We start from the raw sequence: 18987 nt of genomic DNA, 5'->3' as shown, positions 1-18987 counted from the left end.
CTCACTTTTATTCGGTGAGCAAATTTCATTCATATCTTAATACAGCCGCAGGCATTATAAAAACTTATAGTGGTGATCTGCCACTGTCTGTATTCCTGAAATCATTTTTTTCAGCGAACAAAAAATATGGCTCAAAAGACAGGAAACAAATAGCGCATATCTGTTACTGTTATTTCCGGCTTGGCAAGATCATTGATAGGTTTTCGCTAAACGGCAATGATGAATTCTTGAAGCAATATATGCTAGCGGGTTTGCTTGTTTGTACTGACAAGCCGGATCAAATACTGGAAGCGTTTGCGCCTGACTGGAATGATAAAGTTCATTTACCGATAGAAGAAAAATGTATTTTTTTACAAGATGCCGGTTTACCAATTGAGATCAATAATGTTTTTCCATGGTGGGAAATGCTGAGCAATGATATCGACTATCATCAATTCTGCCGGTCGTTTTTTATACAACCGGATCTGTTTCTCCGCATACGGCCTGGCCATCAATCCAATGTAATAAAAAAAATAGCAGATGCCCGTATCAGCTTTTCTGCAAAGAATGGAGATGCACTGGCTTTGCCCAATCTTACAAAGGTTGATACTATAGTTTCGCCAGATGAAGAAGTAGTTGTACAGGATTATAGTTCTCAGCGTGTAAGTGAATTTCTAAAACCGGTTAAAGATAATTACAATCGTCTCGTTACAATATGGGATTGCTGCGCGGCAAGCGGGGGTAAATCAATACTCGCAAAAGATTACCTGACCAATGTAGATTTAACGGTGTCTGATATAAGACAATCAATATTAGCAAACCTGCAATCAAGATTCAGAAGAGCAGGTATAAACAGGTATAAATCTTTTATTGCTGATCTTGCACAGCGCAATATTCCTGCTGATCCGTCAGGCTATGATCTCGTGATCTGTGATGTGCCATGCTCAGGTTCCGGCACATGGAGCAGAACGCCGGAGCAGTTATATTTCTGGGAAGAAAATAAACTTGCTCACTATACTGATCTGCAAAAGAAAATCACATCGAATATTATACCTTTTATAAAACCCGGCGGCTATCTTTTATATATTACCTGTTCTGTTTTTAAAAAGGAGAATGAAGCAATTGTGGAAATGATAGGAGAAAAATTCAATCTTGAATTACTAGAGATGCATGTTATTAAAGGTTATAATGAGAGAGCAGATACAATGTTTGGTGCATTGATGAGAAAAGATGTGGAAGGATAATTTGATTACTGACTAAAGGGTATTGCCCTTTCGCAAGACCTGTGAAGGACGCTCACTCTGGCTTTTTCAAGCTTTTATCCAGCCCGTATGCCTTTTCATAATACAATTTAGCCTCTTCCTTATTCCCAAGCGCTTCTTCGCATCGTCCGGCATTGTAGTAACCTTCGGCGAAAGTATTGCTCACTTGTATGGTCTGCTCAAATACAGCTAATGCCGCTTTGTAGTCTTTTGAATCGTAGAGTAATAGTCCCTTCTCCACATACGCATCCAAAAAAGTATAATCATTCTTAATGCACTCATCAAAGCTCGCAAGCGCCCTGGCTTTATCGTTAATATTAGAGTAGTATAAACCCTGTATAAACTTTGCCTCAGATTTAATGCGTGGATCGGGAGCGATCTGTATGACTTTATTCGTGGTAGTGATCGCATTACTGTCAGACCGCGCCGCGTATACTGAAGCAATATCCAGCAGCGGCTCCATAAACATCGGCTCTTTTTGCATGGCTGTTTGCAAGGAAGTAATAGCAGCAGTTGTATCACCCTTATTCAACTGGATAGCGCCCCGCCGGTACCAGAAAACAGCATTAGTACTATCATCCTTCAGCAATGTATCATTCTGCATCATTGCTGCTTCATATAAATTATTTTTCAGCAATTCATTCATCAACTGGTAGCGTAGTCCCACAGAATCCGGGCGAGCCAATACCTGCTTTTCCAATAGTATCAGTTCAGCCGATTTGCCGGGTGGGTTATTGGTCTTATCAGCATTGCCATTACATGAAAAAAACAATACTGTTATAGCCGTAATAATTCCTGGTACATAATATTTAGCCATGAGCTCATAAAACTTTTAATTTGTCAGCAACGCAGAGATTTATCGCACTGTTACCAGTATCCGAATAAGCCACCTTTTTTTGCGTGAGATTTGTACTACCGCTGATCAAAGGAATGGATGAACAATGATATGAAGCTGACAGGTCTCTTCAAAGCAAAAAGCAGGGGTGTTTCGGATACGAAGCCCGCCGGCTTGAGGCAATCAGCAACTTAACCTTAAAAAAACTATGCCTTCTTAAGCAAACGACATTCATTCCTTAATGGTTCTTTATAAGAACTAACAGGTTTCCGGGTAATATATTCCTTCGCAGACCATCTCATGCCTCACGCCACTATATATACTGCTCCTCACGCTGCATATATTTTTCAATAGCCGTATCATATTTTTCCTTCCAGTCCCCAATATCACCCCAAACGGCACCATCAACAATCATCTCACTATCTGTAACCTCGCCCACTTTCATAAACGGCACACCACTTTCCTTCACTATCCTTTCAAATGCCGTAATATTGTCTGCACTAACGCTTACCGCCACACGACTTTGCGATTCCCCAAACCAAAAAGCATCCGGCCTCACCTTAGCAGAGGTAGCAGCATCAAAACCAAGATCATTATTAAACCCGCTTTCGCAAAGCGTAACAAACAAACCACCTTCGCTTAAATCATGCGCAGAAGCAATTACTTTGCTGCCGATCAGCTTACTAACGGTCTGCTGTAAACGATATTCCTCTTCCAGGTCAAAATGCGGCACAGGAGAATATTCTACCTCGTGCAGCTTATGTATATATTCCGACGAATTGATATCATCATTCACTTCACCCAGCAAATAAATAGCATCGCCCGCCTGCTTAAAATCAAGCGTCATCTTCGCATCAATATCTTCCAGCAAACCCACCATACCAATGGTAGGTGTGGGGTATACCGCGCCACCCGGATGCTGGTTATAAAAGCTCACATTACCACCCGTAACAGGTGTATCAAATTTTTTACAAGCCTCACCCATGCCCTTAATAGCATATACAAACTGGTAATACACTTCCGGGTCGTAAGGGTTACCGAAGTTCAGGCAGTTGGTCACACCCAGCGGAACGCCACCGCTCACAACAATATTCCTCGCCGCTTCGCTCACCGCGATCATACAACCCACAAACGGGTCGGCAAATACATAGCGGCTGTTACAATCAACCGTAACCGCCAAACCCTTTTTAGTACCCTTCACTTTCACGATCTGCGCATCGCTGGGTGCGTTGGTTGATGTATTGCCAGTGCCCACCATACTGTCGTACTGCGTATATATCCAGCGTTTGGACGCTATATTCGGAATAGTGATAATTTTCTCCGCCACCGCTTTCAGATCCTCCGGCACAGGTATCGAAGCCGGGTCAAACTTTTTGATCTCCGCAAAATATTTCGGTTCACGATATTCTCTTTCATATACCGGTGCGCCGCCACCTAATACTAAGCTCTCTGCCGGCACTTCCGCTTCCAGTGCACCATGCATATAAAATTGCAGCATACCGCCATCCGTCACTTCGCCGATCTGCGAACAGGGTAAGTCCCACTTTTCAAATACTTCCAGCACTTCTTTTTCACGACCTTTCTTCACGATCATCAGCATACGCTCCTGGCTTTCGCTTAAAAGCAGTTCCCATGCCTTCATATTCGCCTGGCGCATCGGCACTTTATCTAAGTCAATGCGCATACCCACGCCGCCCTTGGCGCTGGTCTCCGCGGTAGAACATATAATGCCCGCAGCGCCCATATCCTGCATACCCACCAACGCACCTTTCGGTATCAGCTCCAGGCAGGCTTCCAATAATTTTTTCTCCTGGAAGGGATCGCCTACCTGCACAGCGGGTAAATCTTCCACGCTGCTTTCCGTAATATCGGCAGATGCAAAAGCCGCACCACCCATACCATCCTTACCGGTAGCAGAACCCACAATAAACACCGGATTGCCTTTACCTTCAGCAGTAGCGCTCACGGTTTGCCCCGCTTTTACCACGCCCACGCTCATCGCGTTCACCAGTGGGTTGGTATGATAGCAGTCTTCAAAATATATTTCGCCGCCCACGGTAGGCACGCCAAAGCAGTTGCCATAGTGACCAATACCATGCACAATACCATTCATCAGGTGCTGCGTTTTTTCTTCTGTAAGCTTACCGAAGCGCAGCGAATTCAGCGCCGCTATCGGTCTTGCGCCCATCGTAAAAATATCGCGGTGAATACCGCCCACGCCGGTTGCCGCACCCTGGAAAGGCTCAATGGCAGACGGGTGGTTATGGCTTTCAATCTTGAACACCACGCCCCAGCCGTCGCCGATATCGGCAAGCCCCGCGTTTTCCTCGCCGGCTTTCACCAGCAGCTTCGCGCCCTCACGGGGCAAAGTTTTCAGCCACTTAATAGAGTTTTTATAGCTGCAATGCTCACTCCACATTACAGAGTAAGCGCTCAGTTCGGTAAAGTTCGGTGTGCGCCCCAGTATCTGTTTGATCATCTCAAATTCATCCGGGCGAAGTCCTAATTTTTCGGCTGTTTCAACTGTTGTTTCCATGTATAATATGTATCAAAGTATAGGAAGCGGCGAAATTACGAAAAGCGACCGGGATTTAGACCGGGATGACGGGATATTGGGATGTTCGGGATAAGCTGTGGAGAAGAAGGGGATTTTTATGGGCCGGGCTACATTGCTACTATCATCGTCTGTTGTGTCACTCACTTGTACGTTCGGAACGCTATTCAGCAAGGCACAGTGTTAGCTATGGTTTTCACAGCTGTTTATTTTCCGGGAATCTTGTAACCGGTCCTGATAGCGAATGTGTGGAAATGTTCTCCGTAAGCCGACTCATCAGAAGAAAAAAGACGAACAGCGGGCAGCCCTGCAATCCTTTGTAGATTGCTTCGCCGCGCAACATTCGCTTAATTCCATACAACCTGCGGGTGGGTTTGCAGTGATAAAGGTGTTTTGTTTTTACAATCAGCACTATAGCAAAGTATACATTTACTCAACCCCTCGCCGTCATTGCGAGCCGCCTACAGGAACTTGTAATATCATGCTGTTTCGCGGCGAAGCAATCCCACGCTTTGAATAATGAATGAGACTGCTTCACCCGCCGTAACATTCTTTTAATTCAAATCTCCATGAGGGTGGGTTCGCAGAGACCAAAAGTGTTTTGCTGTTACAATCTTGCACTAAAGCAAAGTATACATTTACTCAACCCCTCGCCGTCATTGCGAGCCGCCTACAGGAACTTGCAATGTCATGCTGTTTCGCGGCGAAGCAATCCCAGCCTTTCAATTATGAAGGAGACTGCTGACCGCCCCGGCACATGTCTCACGTGCCGGAAAGATGACCAGGACGGGTAAAGACACATACCAGTATAGAAGAGGAATGATGTAAAACTGATAAGATTGCCGCGCTGTCATGTCTTCCGGTAAATTGTAAAAGTTTAATAAAAAGTATAACCACTCAACCGTCTCTGCATTCTTCCTTTAAACTTTATCTTTCCTTTAAGAAGCGAATAGCAACAATAGTACTACACTTGCGTTGGTTTTAGATTCAACCAGTTTAAAAATATTATATTGTGCGTATATGCCAGTTGCTGGTATTTTTCATACTGTCTACGTTACAATTACCAGCGCAACGTTTTTTAGTAAGCAATGAGAATGAAAACCTTCTTTATGCACGAGTTCAAAATCCTGTGGCTGTTGTGGTAGATGGCGTTGATTGTAAACATTTAATAGTGAAAACGGATAACGGAACTATTTCAGCCGAAGATGCGAATAAATATTCTTGTAAATATATTGTATTACCCGAAATGCCGGGTACAGCTAAAATAACCTTATACAAAAAATATCAGAGGAAATTAAAGAAAGTAGGGGAAATGTTTTTCAGGGTTAAGCAGCTCCCGGCGCCAGAACCGATGGTTGGAAATATAGATAAAGACACTGTAAATAAAAAAATGCTGATAGCAATGGGCGGTGTAAGAGCCCTGCAAGTCAACAGTAATATATGTGCAACTTTTGAAGTTTTGAGTTACAAAGTAACATTAATGAGAAACGATAACACTTTTGCTGTAATCAATAATACAGGGGCACGATATAATCCGGTATTACTTGAGCATTTGTACAATTTGAAAAGCAACGATCAAATTATTTTTTCAGACATTACTGTTCGCTATTTTGACGATAAACCTTTTGGTTTAAAAATGCTTTCATATAAAGTTACGGAATAGTCTACCTTCTTTGCTTACATGAATTCCACACCTGCAGGCGTAATATCCGATCGTGCCTGCCTCCGCCGTGGTTCGTGTGGATTATCAGGTAAGTTGTTTTTCTGATTTATTTTTTTTCCGCTTTTTCGTTCTGCTACGTTTTTCTTTCAATTTTTTAATGAAAGCACTGATAGCAAGTTGCTCTTCTTTGGTTAGTGGCTTGCTTTGTCCACCAATAAAATCCACGTCTAATTCTTTTGTTTTGTTTTTCATTTTGCAAATGTCATGTCCGCGATTTGAGGTTTTTATCAGGCAGGTTGTTTTACTTTTCGTTTTGTAGTCGCTTTTTTCTTAAGTTCTTTAAGTTTACGCTTCTCTTTATCAGCACGAATGAAGTCGCTGATAGCCTTTTCTTCTGCCTTTGTCAAAGGTCTTGGATCAACTACAAAATCTACGTCAAGTGGTTCTTTTATCAGTCCCATTTTTATGCTATTTAAAATATTTATTTGTCAATTTTAATGCTACTTCTGTTGTTATAACCATATTGCGTCCTCCAAAATGCACAGCTCCTAAGGTCTTTTCATAATGCTCAATCAACCGGGTTTTAGAAAGAAACGAAACATAACCTTCCCCGCCACGCTGAAATGATAGCTTGCAGGCAAAAGCCACCAGATTTCCCGGAACACCTAAATAAGTCTTGCTCTTTCCAATGTTGAATGGCGCACTTTCAATCAGGTGCATATAAACATGGTCGGTCTTTACTTCCAAACTTATAATACCTTGAATAATGCCTGGATTGTTTGTAATTGTCAGTTTGTAAACTTCCCTTGCCGGAGCTTTAAATTCACTCGCCCAATTAAATTGCCAGCCATTTTTCTTTGTCAGGGGTTTTAAATCAGCCTTTGTTAATAATGAAATTTCGGTTGGAAAACTGTCTCCCGATTTTACATTTTCAATCGAGTTGGTCAGTTTATCTACCTCAAAATCAAGTCCTGTTTCTTTTCGTTTTTTCACCTCACGAATTTACGATTTTCGGGGCTGTTTGGCAAGTTATTGTATGCCGCCGCAGTTCATGTCTCACGTGCCGGAGAAGGATGAACCAGGGCGGGTAAAGACACACCAGTACGGAAAATAGTGTAAAGTAGAACCATCCCCCTTGCGCAAATGCCATTATAATTACAATGCCCTGCCATTCTTCAAATATTCACCCACATGCGTTACCTCCCTTACATCAACCAGGTGCGCGGCTTCTACCAACTTTATTAAATGGGTGCACACTGTCAGCGGGGCTGTTATAGCAGTAGTATCACTGTTCAGGGCATTTTCCACTACCTGCTCCCAGCACTGCAGCCAGTTGTTGAGCGACTGGTAGCTGAAAAACTGTTGAAATACCCGGTAGGGATTACTATACTCTTTTTCAGACAGGTGGCGTGGAAACTCCTTCCATTCATCGGCGCTAACGTAATGGCTGCAATAGTATTTTTTATTAAAGAGCTCTTCTTTTTTAATGGTTACCGCACTGTGCTTTGTATGCCTCAAAGTATAAACCGCTTTTATAAGCGAGCGGATGAGTTTGCTATATAAAAGTATATCGCCGGGCGAATCTCCTTTGTATACACCTGCCCCGCTGGCATGACACACCAGCTTTTTGATGAGCCTGCGAAATTGGTGCACATGCGCTTCGGCAAAGAAGTGGGCAATTACCTGGTAAGGGTCTGTAATGCATTCGCAGAGCCAGCATTGGGTTGTAAACGGGTCTTTGTGGTGTTTGGTTTTCATCTTTTTATTTTTTAGGTGAGGCTTAGACAGACCTATAAGGTTTTGAAAATCTTACAGGGCTTGCTGCGGCGGCAGTACGCCGGGGAAGGCGGTGATGATCTCTCCGCCGGTGCTGGTAATGACCGTAAGGGTGGTTACGGTATTGCCTGAAGTATCGTAGCCGAGCGGTGTGCCGGTATCCAGTACCCGCTGCAGGTGGGGGCTGCGCGGCATAGGTTGGGGTGGTTGCTGACAGGCATCTCTTATGCAGGCTACAATTTGCGGTATGGGTATGGTAAACTTGCCGGTAAGCGGGTGGCGCGGCACTTTGTAGTAATGGCGCTCCAGTATATGCGCCAGGGCTTTGCTGCTCAGGTAGGAGCCTTTGCGCAGCAGCTTTTTACGGTGCTTTACGGGCAGTTGCCAGATAAGCCCCTCCTGCATTTGCTGCAGCCAGCTTTGGGTATCTGCCAGCAGGAACAGGGCTTGCAGCCATTGGGTTTCGTTAAAATGGATGTTAGTGTTTTGTGCAGGTGTGGCAACGGCGTTGTTCATAACAAAAGTTTTGGGCTGGCGCCGCGCACAAAAAAGGCGTGGCACTCAACTTACCGCATTAGAGGTACTGGTATACCCGCACACAGATAAGAGAGCTCACGCCTAGGTCGTGGGCTATTCTGCTTATCATCTCGTGTGCAAAAAATTACCAGTTTTCTAATGCGAGATTCAAAGCGAATGCTTCAATACTTTTATGAAGTAATCGCGAAAATATTTTATTCAAAACAAATATACGTTGTTTTAAATAATGCGGGGTAAAATCCGCAAAATATTTTTTTATAAGATTTTTATTTGCTTAATGCTTGATCTTAGTGCCGATATATGTAACTACATCAATAAAGAATGGATTGCCCGTTGGGAAGGTTCTATGCGCTCTTTTGCTGATGAACATGATGTAGATGAAAAGACGATACGGCAAATAATTGACTTTAAAAATACATCGTACAAAATTAGCCTTTACACCTTGCATAAGATGTGCAATGCAAGAGATTTAACGCTTGAGGAGTTTTTTAGGGAGATTAAGAGATAGTTTTTCTGCATTTATTCATCTTATGTCCGAGTGGGCTCTTGAATCTATTTCGCTTAATAGTGTTTTTGTGGTGCTTACTGCGAACGTTTAAGGCCTGCGATAGAGCACGTTTTTATTTGTCAAAAAAGTAAGTCGTCATCTTCGTCTGATTGTATTCCTAAGTCATACCAACCTGAAAGCTGTAACCAACATTTCGGTGTTTCATACTCTTCAAAGGATTTCCATCTTGCTAATGATACTCTTATTAAAGTGCCTGCCGGAATAATATCAACAGGCTCGTCAAGCCCTTTATATTTAATGCTTCTCCAACAGTTAGTTGAAGGATATTGGTATCTTACTCCTTTGTAATCTTTTTTCCTTAAATCTCTATCACTTATCCAGAAACCAACACTATGCTTTGGAACTCCACCTTCCTTGTCAATAAATCCACTGCCACTTGAAGTCCATTGAATTAATTTGTCAAAAAGATTGTCTGGATGTCCTCGCCAAATTGGAATTTTTCTTTTTTCAATAAAGTCTTTTATAGTAATACCGTCTTTTAAATTGCCCTTTCTTATTCTATTTTTAACAAGAATATCTTCAACATGCGGCGGCACATTATGAGGACGTTCTGTGAATTCAATTTCCCATGCTTGCTTAGGGGCTAAATCTGTATCTTCTGGTTGGTTGTGTCCATCTTCATCAAGAAGCCTTACATATCTCCCTTTAGGCGTTAAACCACCAACACAAACTTGATTATTATTCATTTGTGTTTTAGAGAGAATTAAGACTACTTCTTTCATAGGTGAGTGATTTTATAATTGAAAGTGTTTTGAAGTTTGTCTGCTACGATAGAGCGGTGGCAAGCTTCGGGGTGTTCTTCAACACAGAAAAGTGCAATTCGGGTTGCTCCAATATTATCAAGGTTGTCAAAGAATTTCTCGAAGTCAAAGTGGCCCAAGATTTTATTCTTATATTCAATTACAAAAACCTTCCCTAATTCCTGCCTTTCGCTTTTTAGTTCCCCCTTTTCAGCGTCTATTTCCTTTTGAAGAGCCCTTATTTCTGTTGTCGGTGCTAAGTTTGGTATGTACCCATACTTAATTTCTAATGCATTTAACCTTTGTTGAAGCCTATTACTATTTACAAACGCATACTTTGCACCCCGGACGCCCCTTCGTTGCCTAATGTCGCAAAAAGTATCAATATTGTTTTGAATTAATTTATCAAAAAACTCATCTTCTGTTGAGTTGTAAACCCCGATTGTAAAAAATTCCATTTTAAATATATGATTTTCGGGATGTAGTATTTATAGTTATTTCGTCAGGGAATAAAGTGGTATCAGAATAACCCTTGTTTAACTCATTTATTACGTCCGCTTGCGTTTTAAGTTTGTTTTTTTCGTCGATATGTTTTAAGAATATTTGTTCCGCTGAAAGAACTCTCCCAATCAATTTACTTCTATGGCATTCACAAGGGTTGCTTTCACTACACATTATTGCGACGTTCATGTCTTTATTATACGCTGTTTTTAATCTGTCAATACCTTGCAAGAAAAAGTCTTTAGTTTTTACTATCTCATAATCAACTTTTCCTTCACTGTCATAACAAGAAGCGTCTTTAGGTCTGCCACCAATACTATCGCCCATAAATACATATTTAATTCCGTTGCGCTCCAAAAAGAATTTCAATTCATTTTGATTGAACTGCGGATTAAACTTTGAGTAGGGTTGTGAGCGAACGTCAATAAGATATTCGATGTAGAAATTTTTTAACAAGGCAAGAAACTCATCTGGTTTCCTGTTTCCATGCCCTATTGTATAAAGCGGCAACTTTTCCATACGCCAAATTTACGAAAATATTACTTGTCTGTCTGTTCTATTGGTTTTGGCACTGTTGTCTTAAAATGACGCCCAACATTGGAGCATTCAGGGTTGTGGTGAAACTTGAAATTCGTCGGACTATGTACAAATGCTGATTAGAAATAGGAAAGTTCATTGTAATTCTACAGCTCGGTGTTATTCGTCTACCGAAACTGAAGCTGATTAGCGAATAAAAGCTGACAATATTGTTCGACACTCCGCCATATTGCCAATGCATTGTTAGCGGCATATTTGGGTTTTGCATCTAAATATTACAATAAATCAGGGTTGCCGATTAGCTTTTTTCCAGCCTCCCAGTCCTTTTGTTCTTCGTCATTTTTGAAATCTGTCTTGGATAGATGTTTTAACTTAAAATAAAATTCATTGTAGAAGCCTTTTAAAGCTTTGGTGTACTCAATGTTTGTATTTTCAATTCTGAAGTCAGAATAAGAAACAGTAAAACCAGTATTAGAGTTAAAATTTACGTCTACAACAATATCTTCATTCAGAATAATTGGTGAATGGTCTGCTGGCTCAATTTGGTTAGTTTTAAAATTCCATTCAGCAGATTTCATTTGCTGTTTAAAAATGGTTGTTTTATGAACCTTACCATCTTGTGAACTTCGTCTGTGTGTTATAGAGTTCTCCAATTCTCCTATATCTTCTTGAGTGATGGGTTTGAATGTTAAAAGTTTCTGACGCTGTTTATTAACAATTTTGCTTACAAACTTTTTATTAAAATCCTCTGAATCATAATAGCCAACTTTATAAGGTGAACTATTTGATTTTATCCTAGTTAAAGGTTTAAATATTTCATTTACTTCGTCTGGTGAATAATAGTTTTTGATTTTCTGGATATCGTCATCATTCAAAGGGTTAACAAATATTTCATTATGATATTTTGCAACAACATTTGCTTTTAGTTCCAACAATTCTTGGCTTTCCCCTTCTCGGGAAAGAAAGTCGTTAGCAATTGAAAATTTAAAACTACCATAAGAAGAACTTGTAACTAATGGATTAATTAGTTTATCAATCTCATTTTTAAAAGAATCCTCGATTTCTTCACCAAGTTTAAAAACCTGTCTAAGTTTTGATGTAGCAAATGCTTTTAAAGATTTTAAGTAATCAGCAGTAAAATCTCTAATTGATTCTAAACTTACTGAATGTCCAAATACTGGAGTCGCAGGCTCAATTACATAATGAATACTTCGTTGTCTAAGAAGATTTAAATAATTAAACTCCCGACTTGCTGCATCGTTAGTCATTTGTCCCAAAGAAACAGCTAATTCAAGTGCATTATTTAGCTGGCTTAGTATCTGCTCATCTTTCGAGTTAAGCAACCCAAAAAAGATGAATCGCTTTGCATTCTCGACCATACCTGCTTTTATGTTTAGGAAAGCCGCACTCCGTATAATGACACTTCGAGTTGGCTCCAAGTCGGGTTTGTCAAAATAAAATTCAGCAACTTGACTTTCTAATTCAGCCGCTTTAGAATATAAGTCAAATGCATTAGCGTAAAACCCCTGTTCTAAAGCCTGTCTGGCTTTAAAGGAATAGTCCATTGCTTCCTGATGAATAATCTTAGGTTTCACTTATGAATTTCTTTAACAGTTTTCGGTTGACTAAATAATGTTACTATAACAGAAGAAGACTCATTTCGTTTTCCGCCTCTGTCAATTTGCTCATGTTTATCTTTTATTCTGCCTTTTAAAGTATTTGTCTTGTACTCTTGCAAAATACCAGATATTTCTACATGATGAAAATTATCCATAAAATTTAAATCATCATCATTTGGTTCTTGTTTCATAAATCGGTAGTCAACTCCATCACCTATTTCGGTTTGTTCCACATATCCATAATCCAGTAATACAGACATCGCAAACCATGCTAATGCTACACCACCATGATTTGCCATATCCTTTTCCTCTTTCATTGCAGCTTTTGAAAAATTGGAATCCCACAAAAGCTTGGCAGTAGTAGTCGCCCCATCAATCTCGAATTCAATCTCTGCTTCAGAATTTACATGAAATTTGTCGAGACCAGTTGCCGCCCACTGGTTACATGTAATAATTTGAGCCTCTGTCGGCCCTTTGAGTTTTGTTATAGTTATGTCAAGGTGATATTGATTCATTAATTGAACGATTTCGAGGGTTAAATTTAGTAAATTGTCAGTTAGAAGACTGCTTGAAAAAGTTGCTGATAACGATACTGCTTGGCGATGTGGCGAAAGTCCGTGATTCGTCTGCCGTAACCTCTGTTAAATTTAATAAATAAAAGTTCATTATACATTCTATTGACTGGCGTTATTCGTCAGCTGGGACTGAAGCCGAGTATATATTCGTCGCGCTGCCACATTGCTAAGCCGAATGGTAGCAGATGTTTTGTATATTTGCAATCTCAAGTCGAATAATCTTTTTCACGATAATGGAAGAGCCCAACGGTTTAAGTCCTTGCGAAAGGCAATAACCTGCGGGCTCGATTTTTTTACACATAATACCTCTTTTTATCTTTTATGAAGGTTAGATAGTATTTGAATAGGTTATTCTTAATCGTCATTTTACTTTTTGGTGTCAATTTGTTTGTATAATAAGGTCTTTGCCGAATAGTTGAATGTTTGGGGTCAAAGTGGTCAATCAGCGAGGCTATAATTATTCCGAATGTCAAGATATTTTGTCGTAGCTCTTTATTATGAATAGTTGCAAATTTTTGATCTAATTTTAAAATCCATTTGTTTAGTGATGATGAATTATTATCTGTCAGAGCAATAAATTCATGCAGAGTCATTACTCTGAACTTTTGGTCTTTCCCTGAAATCATATGTTCGCCAATTATTCTTTGTACCGACCTGTCCAAAATTCGATACTTTCTTGCTTCAAAAGTTTCTATAAACTTAAGTAGATGGCTTCCTTTTTTAATTTTTGACAAGGAAATGTATTGATTTTGCAGTCGTAAATATTCTAATTGTCCCCAAAATTGTGCGAACAGATAATAGATATACTTTTTGTTTTGGTCTGGGTCGCTAGATGTGGAATTTATAGGGTTGATAAATGTTGCAAAATCCTCTTTAGCCAATGAGAGAAGTTTACCATATAATTCGCTGGCAGATTTTAATATTGGGTCAATGCTATGATAAAATGACTTTTTTGCTTCAATTCTCGAAGTAATTGGTCGCTTAATGTCAGGATAAATAAATTTAAAGCCTTCCCAAATTGCACCACCTGTCAGTAATGCTAATATTGATTGAATGATTGGGTGCATAAAAAATATCTGCTAACGTTTGTATTTGCGCTAATATACGCTATAAAAGCGTCCGAGTAAATAACATCAGTTTGTTCATCAAGTAATGATTACAAATATTTTATCCCATAACCCCGCCCTTGCGCAGGTCTGTAGCAAAGCTATTGTGTACTGGCCGATCTGATGCCTATACGTTACTTATTCCGCTATAATAATTAGCCCTGCTATATTGATTTTGCAGGCGCAGGGCTGGTAGCATCGCTTAAATTACTGTTATCGAGCCCGGCTCTTTTTCATATTAAAACATTATATTTGAATTGTTTTAATATAGCACACTACACCATTCCTGCTATGCATAAAAAACCTATAGCTAACCGGGACAATACCATGCCGCGCAAAAAAGACGATGCTCTTTTAAAAGCCGCTTTTGAAGAACTTTTTCCTTACCTGCTTCGTTTTTGTTTTCCCAATGCAGATAAAGTATTTGACTTTCGTAAAGGTTTTGTATTTCTTGATAAGGAACTGACTGAACTATTCCCCGAGCTCAAAAAGCAGGGCGGAAGCAGGTTTGTAGACATGTTAGTAAAAACATTCCTGAAAAACGGGAAGGAAGAATGGATATTAGTGCATATAGAAATACAGGGTGGAAGCGCGAAAAACTTCCCCAAACGCATGTTCCAGCCTGCCTGCCGGTAGGCAGGTACTGGTACAGGATATACGACCGCTACGGAGTGGATATCACTGCCCTGGCAATATTTACAGGCAATAAGCGCCAGCAGCACCCCGATACGTTTCATAAGACGTTTATGGGAACTGAAATTACTTACCGCTACAATGCATATCATATATTCAACCATTCCGAAGCGGAGCTGCTGGCTATGGACAACCCATTTGCCCTGATCGTGCTGGCAGCACAAAAGGCGCTATTGCAGGGTAAAGTGGCTGAAGAAGAGTTAGCAAGCCATCGGCTGACGGTAGCCCGTGCATTGATACAAAGCAAAAAATTCAGCCATAATAAGATAAAGAGGCTGCTGCTTTTTCTTAAAAACTTTATCTATATTGGAAACGAGGAAATAAACCGTAAATTTGATAACCAAATTGAACAATTAACAGGAGGAGCAATTACCATGGGTATTATAGAAACCATAAAGAAAATAGAACGTGAAGAGGTTTTTGAAAAAGGTATAGAAAAGGGTATGGAGAAAGGAATAGAAAAAGGTATTGAAAAAGGTAAGAGGGAGGTTATTGAAAACCTGATCATCAAGCTGGGGTTATCGGATAAGCAGGTAGCCGATGTTACCGAAATGCCGGTAAGCTTTGTAAAAAAGATCCGTGCCGCACTGAAAAAGAAAAAATAAAACTGATTAAAATCCGGTTTCACTTTCTCCTGCTATAAACGCTATACATATATGTAAGATTGAATTTTTCAAACGCCGTTACCCAATGCCCAATAGCACCCCGAACGTACAAGAGTGCGACGCAACCGCAGCTTAATAGTAGCAACACAGCCCAGCCCATAAAAATCCCCTTCTTCTCCACATTTCTTCCCCTTATCTTATAATCTCAGCATCCCAGTCCCAATATCTCATCCGCCCTCGCGCAGGTGCTGAAGGTATGTCTGTCTCTTTATGCGTACTTTTTGCATTCTTCAAAATCCACCAGCTTTACCGGGAATTTGATATAAAGGAGTATAACTTTTTAAAAGATTTGAGACAAGTGTTTTGACCTACGGTTTTGTGGTTCGTGAGCGAAACCATGGCGGCCGGGGTGGTACTAACAAAAAGAAAACAGGCAGCATACTTAACGGATGAACTTATGATGATATGCCTGTCAGGTAATAACTATCCTCTTTTAAACCCAATCATCTCCCTGTTTTTACCCGCTTGAAATTGAATTTTGCATTTGACATCTTCTATGCTGATCAAATCATCTGTATCGCCTAATACTTCATCAACCAAACCATACTCTTTTGCTTCAACAGCATTAAAAAAATGGTCGCGGCGAAACATCTCTTCAATTTCATCTTTGGTGTGTCCTGAAAATTTGCCGATCAAATGAAATATCTGGTTTTGTAATCGCTCTTGTTCTCTGTAAGCAATGCGAACATCTTCGGTATAACCTTTTGCACCGCCACCTGCAGGATGCATGTGCACAGTTGCATAAGGAAGCGCATAACGTTGTCCTTTGGCACCTGCCGTAAGTAAAACGGTTGCCATGCTTCCGCAAAAACCAACTGCAACAGTTGATACAGGTGATTTTAATTTTCGTATCGTATCATAAATAGCAAACCCTGAATACACAACGCCGCCGGGACTATTGATGTAAAGCATAATCGGCTCGTGACTTTCACTATCGAGGTAAAGCAATTGTGCTACTACAAGATTTGCCATATTTTCTTCAATGGCAGTGCCTAAAAAAACAATTCTTTCTTTTAGCAAAAGGCTATAAATATCGTAAGCACCTCTTGTGGTACTGTCTATTACTGTAGGGATGATCATATCAGGCAAAAATGTTTTTTAGTTGTTGCGCGAAAGAAGGTTCACGCAGCAGTTGCTGATAAACTGATTCCAGCTTATTTCTTTGTTGTCTGCGTGAAAAGATCCGGATAAGTTTATGAACATGTTTTTGCGCTTCTACTTTTTCAAACAGCGATCCGTCAAGAAGCATGCGTGTTTCAAATTGTGCTTTTTTTTCGCCGCTCATTTGATGCGATAAATATTTTTCTATCTGCTCTACCTCAATTAAATCGTTCCTCATATACATTTCTTTTTTTTAGCGCTGTGCGAATTTTTTCAATGCATTTATGTTTTTGCACTGTTGCCGAACGAACGCCATTGAAACCAAAATTTGCAGCGATCTGTTGAAGCGAAAGATTATCGTAATAAAATGCTTTGAGCATGTGCAAACATTTTTCTCCTGCCAGCAATAAATAATGAAAAACATTTTTATCTTCATCTGCAGCTTCATTTTCTTCATCAACAAATGCTTCAACATCTTCCGGCAAAGGATCGAAATATTGATTTTTAGCATGAAGCCAGAGTATTTTAGCAGTGCCCAGCAAATATGCTTTTGCTGAAGTATGAATTTGCAATGTACCTTTTGCTTCTCTTTCAAGATATATCAATAGTGCGTCGTGAAAAGTATCTTTCGCTTCTTCCGGATTTCCACCCAAACGCTTTATTAAACGCGCTGCTTCGGGAAAGACTTCCCGGTATAATTCAACTAAACTTTCGTGCTTCATCATTCCATTTTATTATTAGTGTTCAAAAAGGTAGGATTATCACCTTAAATCATGAATTTTTTTTAAGAAATATCCATTCAGCTTCAAATCATTTCCCAACAGATTTACCTTCGGTGAGAAAAGTTCTGTCCCGCCGTAATATATATTAATTCAATACAGTCTACAGGCGGGATCGAAATGACGGTCTTCGGTTCCGTCATTTCGACCGAGCCAATACGAACACTATAAGTTAATGTAACTTCCACGAGGGAGAAATCTGCCGGGTTTTGAACCACAGTTCAACATATATTCTAAAGCAGGAGATGATAGCAGTAATTATAGTATACATTAGAACTAATACCACACCGCTATTTGCCATATCGGGATATAGAAATATCTATTCAGATCCAAATCATTTTCCAACAGATTTCTCTCCCGCCGCGACATACATTTAATTCATTACAATCTGCGGGCGGGTTCGAAATGACGGTCGCCGCCGTTTCCGTCATTTCGACCGGGCCAACACGAACATTATAGTTTGGTGCAATTTTTACGAGGGAAAACTTTTCTCACAGAAGGTAAATCTGCCGGGCATTGGACCGTAGTTCAACATATATTCTACTGACAACCTTCAATATCTGCTTTGAGGAAAAAGTAATTTGCGTCTGCAAATTTAAGATTGACCTGATCTGGACAATTCGGATGCTCTAATAACATGAAGTCCATTGATGATGATCCCCGAATAGTTAAGGGAATATTTTCAGAATTGATAAAAAATAAATACTCTGCAAATCGCGTATTTGAACTTAGCCAGTGAAAAGCCATCCAGGGAGCAAGCTGCAATAAGTTTTTCTTAAGATAAGGTGGCAGTTTCTGGTCGCTGTATGTTACATCGAAATAATCCGCCCCATAAGAAATACCTTGAGTATTCAATATCAATTTGGTAAGGTTGCCATTCGTATATTGAATTTGTTGCACGGCCTGGATCTGGTAAGGGAACCCATCCGGGGCAAAGTCTGTCTGATAGTATTTGGATATCTCATTTCCGTTGAATGCAAGTTCATAGGCATTTAATTTTCTGAATAAGCCGGTATTCCTTGCTACCTGTGCCGTCACCATCTTATACACACGGGAGTCCTGATAATAGAAACTGTCGATGTATTGAACAACACTATTACTTGCATCGTGCACGTCCCGGACCCTGACAGCAATTTCACCTGCTTCATTGTACTGTAGTTTATAGAAGTCACCAAAGACATTGGAATAAAAGGAGTCGATTTTATTGCCAGTGTAATAATAGGTCAGGGTATCAATTCCTACAAAATACCTGTAAATCAAACTTTTCAGTGCTCCGTTAGGTGGTTTTGTAGCAGGCGTGTTTTCGGAATCCTGCTTGTTACAAGAAATAATGATAAGAGATATCAATACAAGGTTGCAAAGAGATTTCATATTCTTTATAATTTCCTTCTCCGCACCGTCTCCCAATATTCAAAAGCTGAGAATTTGTATACCGCTCAAGGAGACGTTGCGGACTATTAGATTACACTTAATAATTATTTATTTAGTAAGGCGTTT

General features: G+C 40.1%; 22 protein-coding genes. 5 read left to right on the top strand and 17 right to left on the bottom strand.

Annotation, left to right across the window (positions count from 1 at the left end; genetic code table 11):
• Nucleotides 1-14 precede the first annotated feature (14 nt).
• Complete coding sequence (locus DC498_RS02475) at nucleotides 15-1223, top strand: Fmu (Sun) domain-containing protein (protein WP_165813728.1); 1209 nt, start codon at nucleotides 15-17, stop codon at nucleotides 1221-1223.
• 52 nt (nucleotides 1224-1275) lie between these two features.
• Here the strand turns inward: DC498_RS02475 and DC498_RS02470 are convergent, their stop codons facing one another.
• Nucleotides 1276-2058, bottom strand: coding sequence for a tetratricopeptide repeat protein (locus DC498_RS02470; protein WP_116872514.1), 783 nt, complete (start codon nucleotides 2056-2058; stop codon nucleotides 1276-1278).
• Nucleotides 2059-2389: 331 nt separating this feature from the next.
• Nucleotides 2390-4612, bottom strand: coding sequence for a phosphoribosylformylglycinamidine synthase subunit PurL (purL, locus tag DC498_RS02465; RefSeq protein WP_116872513.1), 2223 nt, complete (start codon nucleotides 4610-4612; stop codon nucleotides 2390-2392).
• A 1030-nt stretch (nucleotides 4613-5642) separates the two neighbouring features.
• Between purL and DC498_RS02460 the strand changes: the two genes are divergently transcribed.
• Entirely contained in the window at nucleotides 5643-6293 is a 651-nt protein-coding gene (locus tag DC498_RS02460; protein ID WP_165813727.1) for a GldM family protein, read from the top strand.
• Between the two features lie 84 nt (nucleotides 6294-6377).
• On the opposite strand, the gene DC498_RS26065 is transcribed toward DC498_RS02460, so the two are convergent.
• The 5 genes from DC498_RS26065 to DC498_RS02445 all read right to left on the bottom strand — a co-directional run bounded on the left by DC498_RS26065 (nucleotide 6378) and on the right by DC498_RS02445 (nucleotide 8585).
• Nucleotides 6378-6545 (bottom strand): hypothetical protein, encoded by a 168-nt coding sequence (locus tag DC498_RS26065; protein ID WP_165813726.1) that lies wholly within the window; start codon nucleotides 6543-6545, stop codon nucleotides 6378-6380.
• A 35-nt stretch (nucleotides 6546-6580) separates the two neighbouring features.
• A complete protein-coding gene (locus DC498_RS26060) occupies nucleotides 6581-6754 on the bottom strand; it encodes a hypothetical protein (RefSeq protein WP_165813725.1) in 174 nt (57 codons plus the stop codon).
• Nucleotides 6755-6761: 7 nt separating this feature from the next.
• Nucleotides 6762-7286, bottom strand: coding sequence for a hypothetical protein (locus tag DC498_RS02455; protein ID WP_116872511.1), 525 nt, complete (start codon nucleotides 7284-7286; stop codon nucleotides 6762-6764).
• Between the two features lie 162 nt (nucleotides 7287-7448).
• Complete coding sequence (locus DC498_RS02450; protein ID WP_116872510.1) at nucleotides 7449-8051, bottom strand: hypothetical protein; 603 nt, start codon at nucleotides 8049-8051, stop codon at nucleotides 7449-7451.
• A 51-nt stretch (nucleotides 8052-8102) separates the two neighbouring features.
• The gene (locus DC498_RS02445) at nucleotides 8103-8585 is read right to left on the bottom strand and encodes a hypothetical protein (RefSeq protein ID WP_116872509.1); all 483 of its coding nucleotides are present in this window, start codon (nucleotides 8583-8585) and stop codon (nucleotides 8103-8105) included.
• Nucleotides 8586-8883: 298 nt separating this feature from the next.
• Between DC498_RS02445 and DC498_RS02440 the strand changes: the two genes are divergently transcribed.
• The gene (locus tag DC498_RS02440) at nucleotides 8884-9114 is read left to right on the top strand and encodes a transcriptional regulator (protein ID WP_116872508.1); all 231 of its coding nucleotides are present in this window, start codon (nucleotides 8884-8886) and stop codon (nucleotides 9112-9114) included.
• Nucleotides 9115-9233: 119 nt separating this feature from the next.
• Here DC498_RS02440 and DC498_RS02435 read toward each other — a convergent pair whose 3' ends face one another.
• From DC498_RS02435 to DC498_RS02410, 6 genes are all read right to left on the bottom strand, one after another.
• Nucleotides 9234-9896, bottom strand: a complete 663-nt coding sequence (locus DC498_RS02435; RefSeq protein WP_116872507.1) for a dual OB domain-containing protein — start codon at nucleotides 9894-9896, stop codon at nucleotides 9234-9236.
• Nucleotides 9893-10372 carry a DUF488 domain-containing protein gene (locus DC498_RS02430; protein ID WP_116872506.1) on the bottom strand — a complete coding sequence of 160 codons (480 nt, stop codon included), beginning with the start codon at nucleotides 10370-10372 and terminating at the stop codon, nucleotides 9893-9895. Before DC498_RS02430 ends, DC498_RS02435 begins: the two co-directional genes overlap by 4 nt.
• Before the next feature lies 1 nt (nucleotide 10373).
• Complete coding sequence (locus tag DC498_RS02425) at nucleotides 10374-10934, bottom strand: DUF488 domain-containing protein (RefSeq protein ID WP_116872505.1); 561 nt, start codon at nucleotides 10932-10934, stop codon at nucleotides 10374-10376.
• Nucleotides 10935-11227: 293 nt separating this feature from the next.
• On the bottom strand, nucleotides 11228-12547 hold the full coding sequence (locus tag DC498_RS02420) for a hypothetical protein (protein WP_116872504.1): 1320 nt from the start codon (nucleotides 12545-12547) through the stop codon (nucleotides 11228-11230).
• The gene (locus DC498_RS02415; protein ID WP_116872503.1) at nucleotides 12544-13086 is read right to left on the bottom strand and encodes a hypothetical protein; all 543 of its coding nucleotides are present in this window, start codon (nucleotides 13084-13086) and stop codon (nucleotides 12544-12546) included. The genes DC498_RS02420 and DC498_RS02415 overlap by 4 nt, the downstream gene beginning before the upstream one ends.
• Nucleotides 13087-13439: 353 nt before the next feature.
• The gene (locus DC498_RS02410; protein ID WP_116872502.1) at nucleotides 13440-14213 is read right to left on the bottom strand and encodes a hypothetical protein; all 774 of its coding nucleotides are present in this window, start codon (nucleotides 14211-14213) and stop codon (nucleotides 13440-13442) included.
• A 291-nt stretch (nucleotides 14214-14504) separates the two neighbouring features.
• Here DC498_RS02410 and DC498_RS02405 point away from each other — a divergent pair, with 291 nt between their 5' ends.
• Together DC498_RS02405 and DC498_RS02400 are read left to right on the top strand one after the other, a co-directional pair.
• Nucleotides 14505-14888, top strand: coding sequence for a hypothetical protein (locus DC498_RS02405; protein WP_133176740.1), 384 nt, complete (start codon nucleotides 14505-14507; stop codon nucleotides 14886-14888).
• The gene (locus DC498_RS02400; RefSeq protein WP_165813724.1) at nucleotides 14807-15550 is read left to right on the top strand and encodes a hypothetical protein; all 744 of its coding nucleotides are present in this window, start codon (nucleotides 14807-14809) and stop codon (nucleotides 15548-15550) included. Before DC498_RS02405 ends, DC498_RS02400 begins: the two co-directional genes overlap by 82 nt.
• A gap of 483 nt (nucleotides 15551-16033) precedes the next feature.
• Here DC498_RS02400 and DC498_RS02395 read toward each other — a convergent pair whose 3' ends face one another.
• The 4 genes from DC498_RS02395 to DC498_RS02380 all read right to left on the bottom strand — a co-directional run bounded on the left by DC498_RS02395 (nucleotide 16034) and on the right by DC498_RS02380 (nucleotide 18861).
• Complete coding sequence (locus DC498_RS02395) at nucleotides 16034-16690, bottom strand: ClpP family protease (protein WP_116872499.1); 657 nt, start codon at nucleotides 16688-16690, stop codon at nucleotides 16034-16036.
• Between the two features lies 1 nt (nucleotide 16691).
• Nucleotides 16692-16949, bottom strand: a complete 258-nt coding sequence (locus tag DC498_RS02390) for a hypothetical protein (RefSeq protein WP_133176738.1) — start codon at nucleotides 16947-16949, stop codon at nucleotides 16692-16694.
• The gene (locus DC498_RS02385; protein ID WP_133176737.1) at nucleotides 16930-17436 is read right to left on the bottom strand and encodes an RNA polymerase sigma factor; all 507 of its coding nucleotides are present in this window, start codon (nucleotides 17434-17436) and stop codon (nucleotides 16930-16932) included. The genes DC498_RS02390 and DC498_RS02385 overlap by 20 nt, the downstream gene beginning before the upstream one ends.
• Before the next feature lie 594 nt (nucleotides 17437-18030).
• Nucleotides 18031-18861 carry a hypothetical protein gene (locus tag DC498_RS02380; RefSeq protein ID WP_133176736.1) on the bottom strand — a complete coding sequence of 277 codons (831 nt, stop codon included), beginning with the start codon at nucleotides 18859-18861 and terminating at the stop codon, nucleotides 18031-18033.
• Nucleotides 18862-18987 lie beyond the last annotated feature (126 nt).

Origin of the sequence: Terrimonas sp. (assembly GCF_003075435.1) — a bacterium.
GTDB lineage: Bacteria > Bacteroidota > Bacteroidia > Chitinophagales > Chitinophagaceae > Agriterribacter.
This window is presented reverse-complemented; position numbering and strand designations above follow the sequence as displayed.

What these genes read in the sequence shown, in the direction of transcription:
- DC498_RS02470 (WP_116872514.1), bottom strand. Translation starts at nt 2,058, where the DNA reads ATGGCTAAATATTATGTACCAGGAATTATTACGGCTATAACAGTATTG.
- purL (WP_116872513.1), bottom strand. Translation starts at nt 4,612, where the DNA reads ATGGAAACAACAGTTGAAACAGCCGAAAAATTAGGACTTCGCCCGGAT.
- DC498_RS26065 (WP_165813726.1), bottom strand. Translation starts at nt 6,545, where the DNA reads ATGAAAAACAAAACAAAAGAATTAGACGTGGATTTTATTGGTGGACAA.
- DC498_RS26060 (WP_165813725.1), bottom strand. Translation starts at nt 6,754, where the DNA reads ATGGGACTGATAAAAGAACCACTTGACGTAGATTTTGTAGTTGATCCA.
- DC498_RS02450 (WP_116872510.1), bottom strand. Translation starts at nt 8,051, where the DNA reads ATGAAAACCAAACACCACAAAGACCCGTTTACAACCCAATGCTGGCTC.
- DC498_RS02445 (WP_116872509.1), bottom strand. Translation starts at nt 8,585, where the DNA reads ATGAACAACGCCGTTGCCACACCTGCACAAAACACTAACATCCATTTT.
- DC498_RS02440 (WP_116872508.1), top strand. Translation starts at nt 8,884, where the DNA reads ATGCTTGATCTTAGTGCCGATATATGTAACTACATCAATAAAGAATGG.
- DC498_RS02435 (WP_116872507.1), bottom strand. Translation starts at nt 9,896, where the DNA reads ATGAAAGAAGTAGTCTTAATTCTCTCTAAAACACAAATGAATAATAAT.
- DC498_RS02430 (WP_116872506.1), bottom strand. Translation starts at nt 10,372, where the DNA reads ATGGAATTTTTTACAATCGGGGTTTACAACTCAACAGAAGATGAGTTT.
- DC498_RS02425 (WP_116872505.1), bottom strand. Translation starts at nt 10,934, where the DNA reads ATGGAAAAGTTGCCGCTTTATACAATAGGGCATGGAAACAGGAAACCA.
- DC498_RS02415 (WP_116872503.1), bottom strand. Translation starts at nt 13,086, where the DNA reads ATGAATCAATATCACCTTGACATAACTATAACAAAACTCAAAGGGCCG.
- DC498_RS02410 (WP_116872502.1), bottom strand. Translation starts at nt 14,213, where the DNA reads ATGCACCCAATCATTCAATCAATATTAGCATTACTGACAGGTGGTGCA.
- DC498_RS02400 (WP_165813724.1), top strand. Translation starts at nt 14,807, where the DNA reads ATGGATATTAGTGCATATAGAAATACAGGGTGGAAGCGCGAAAAACTT.
- DC498_RS02395 (WP_116872499.1), bottom strand. Translation starts at nt 16,690, where the DNA reads ATGATCATCCCTACAGTAATAGACAGTACCACAAGAGGTGCTTACGAT.
- DC498_RS02390 (WP_133176738.1), bottom strand. Translation starts at nt 16,949, where the DNA reads ATGAGGAACGATTTAATTGAGGTAGAGCAGATAGAAAAATATTTATCG.
- DC498_RS02385 (WP_133176737.1), bottom strand. Translation starts at nt 17,436, where the DNA reads ATGATGAAGCACGAAAGTTTAGTTGAATTATACCGGGAAGTCTTTCCC.
- DC498_RS02380 (WP_133176736.1), bottom strand. Translation starts at nt 18,861, where the DNA reads ATGAAATCTCTTTGCAACCTTGTATTGATATCTCTTATCATTATTTCT.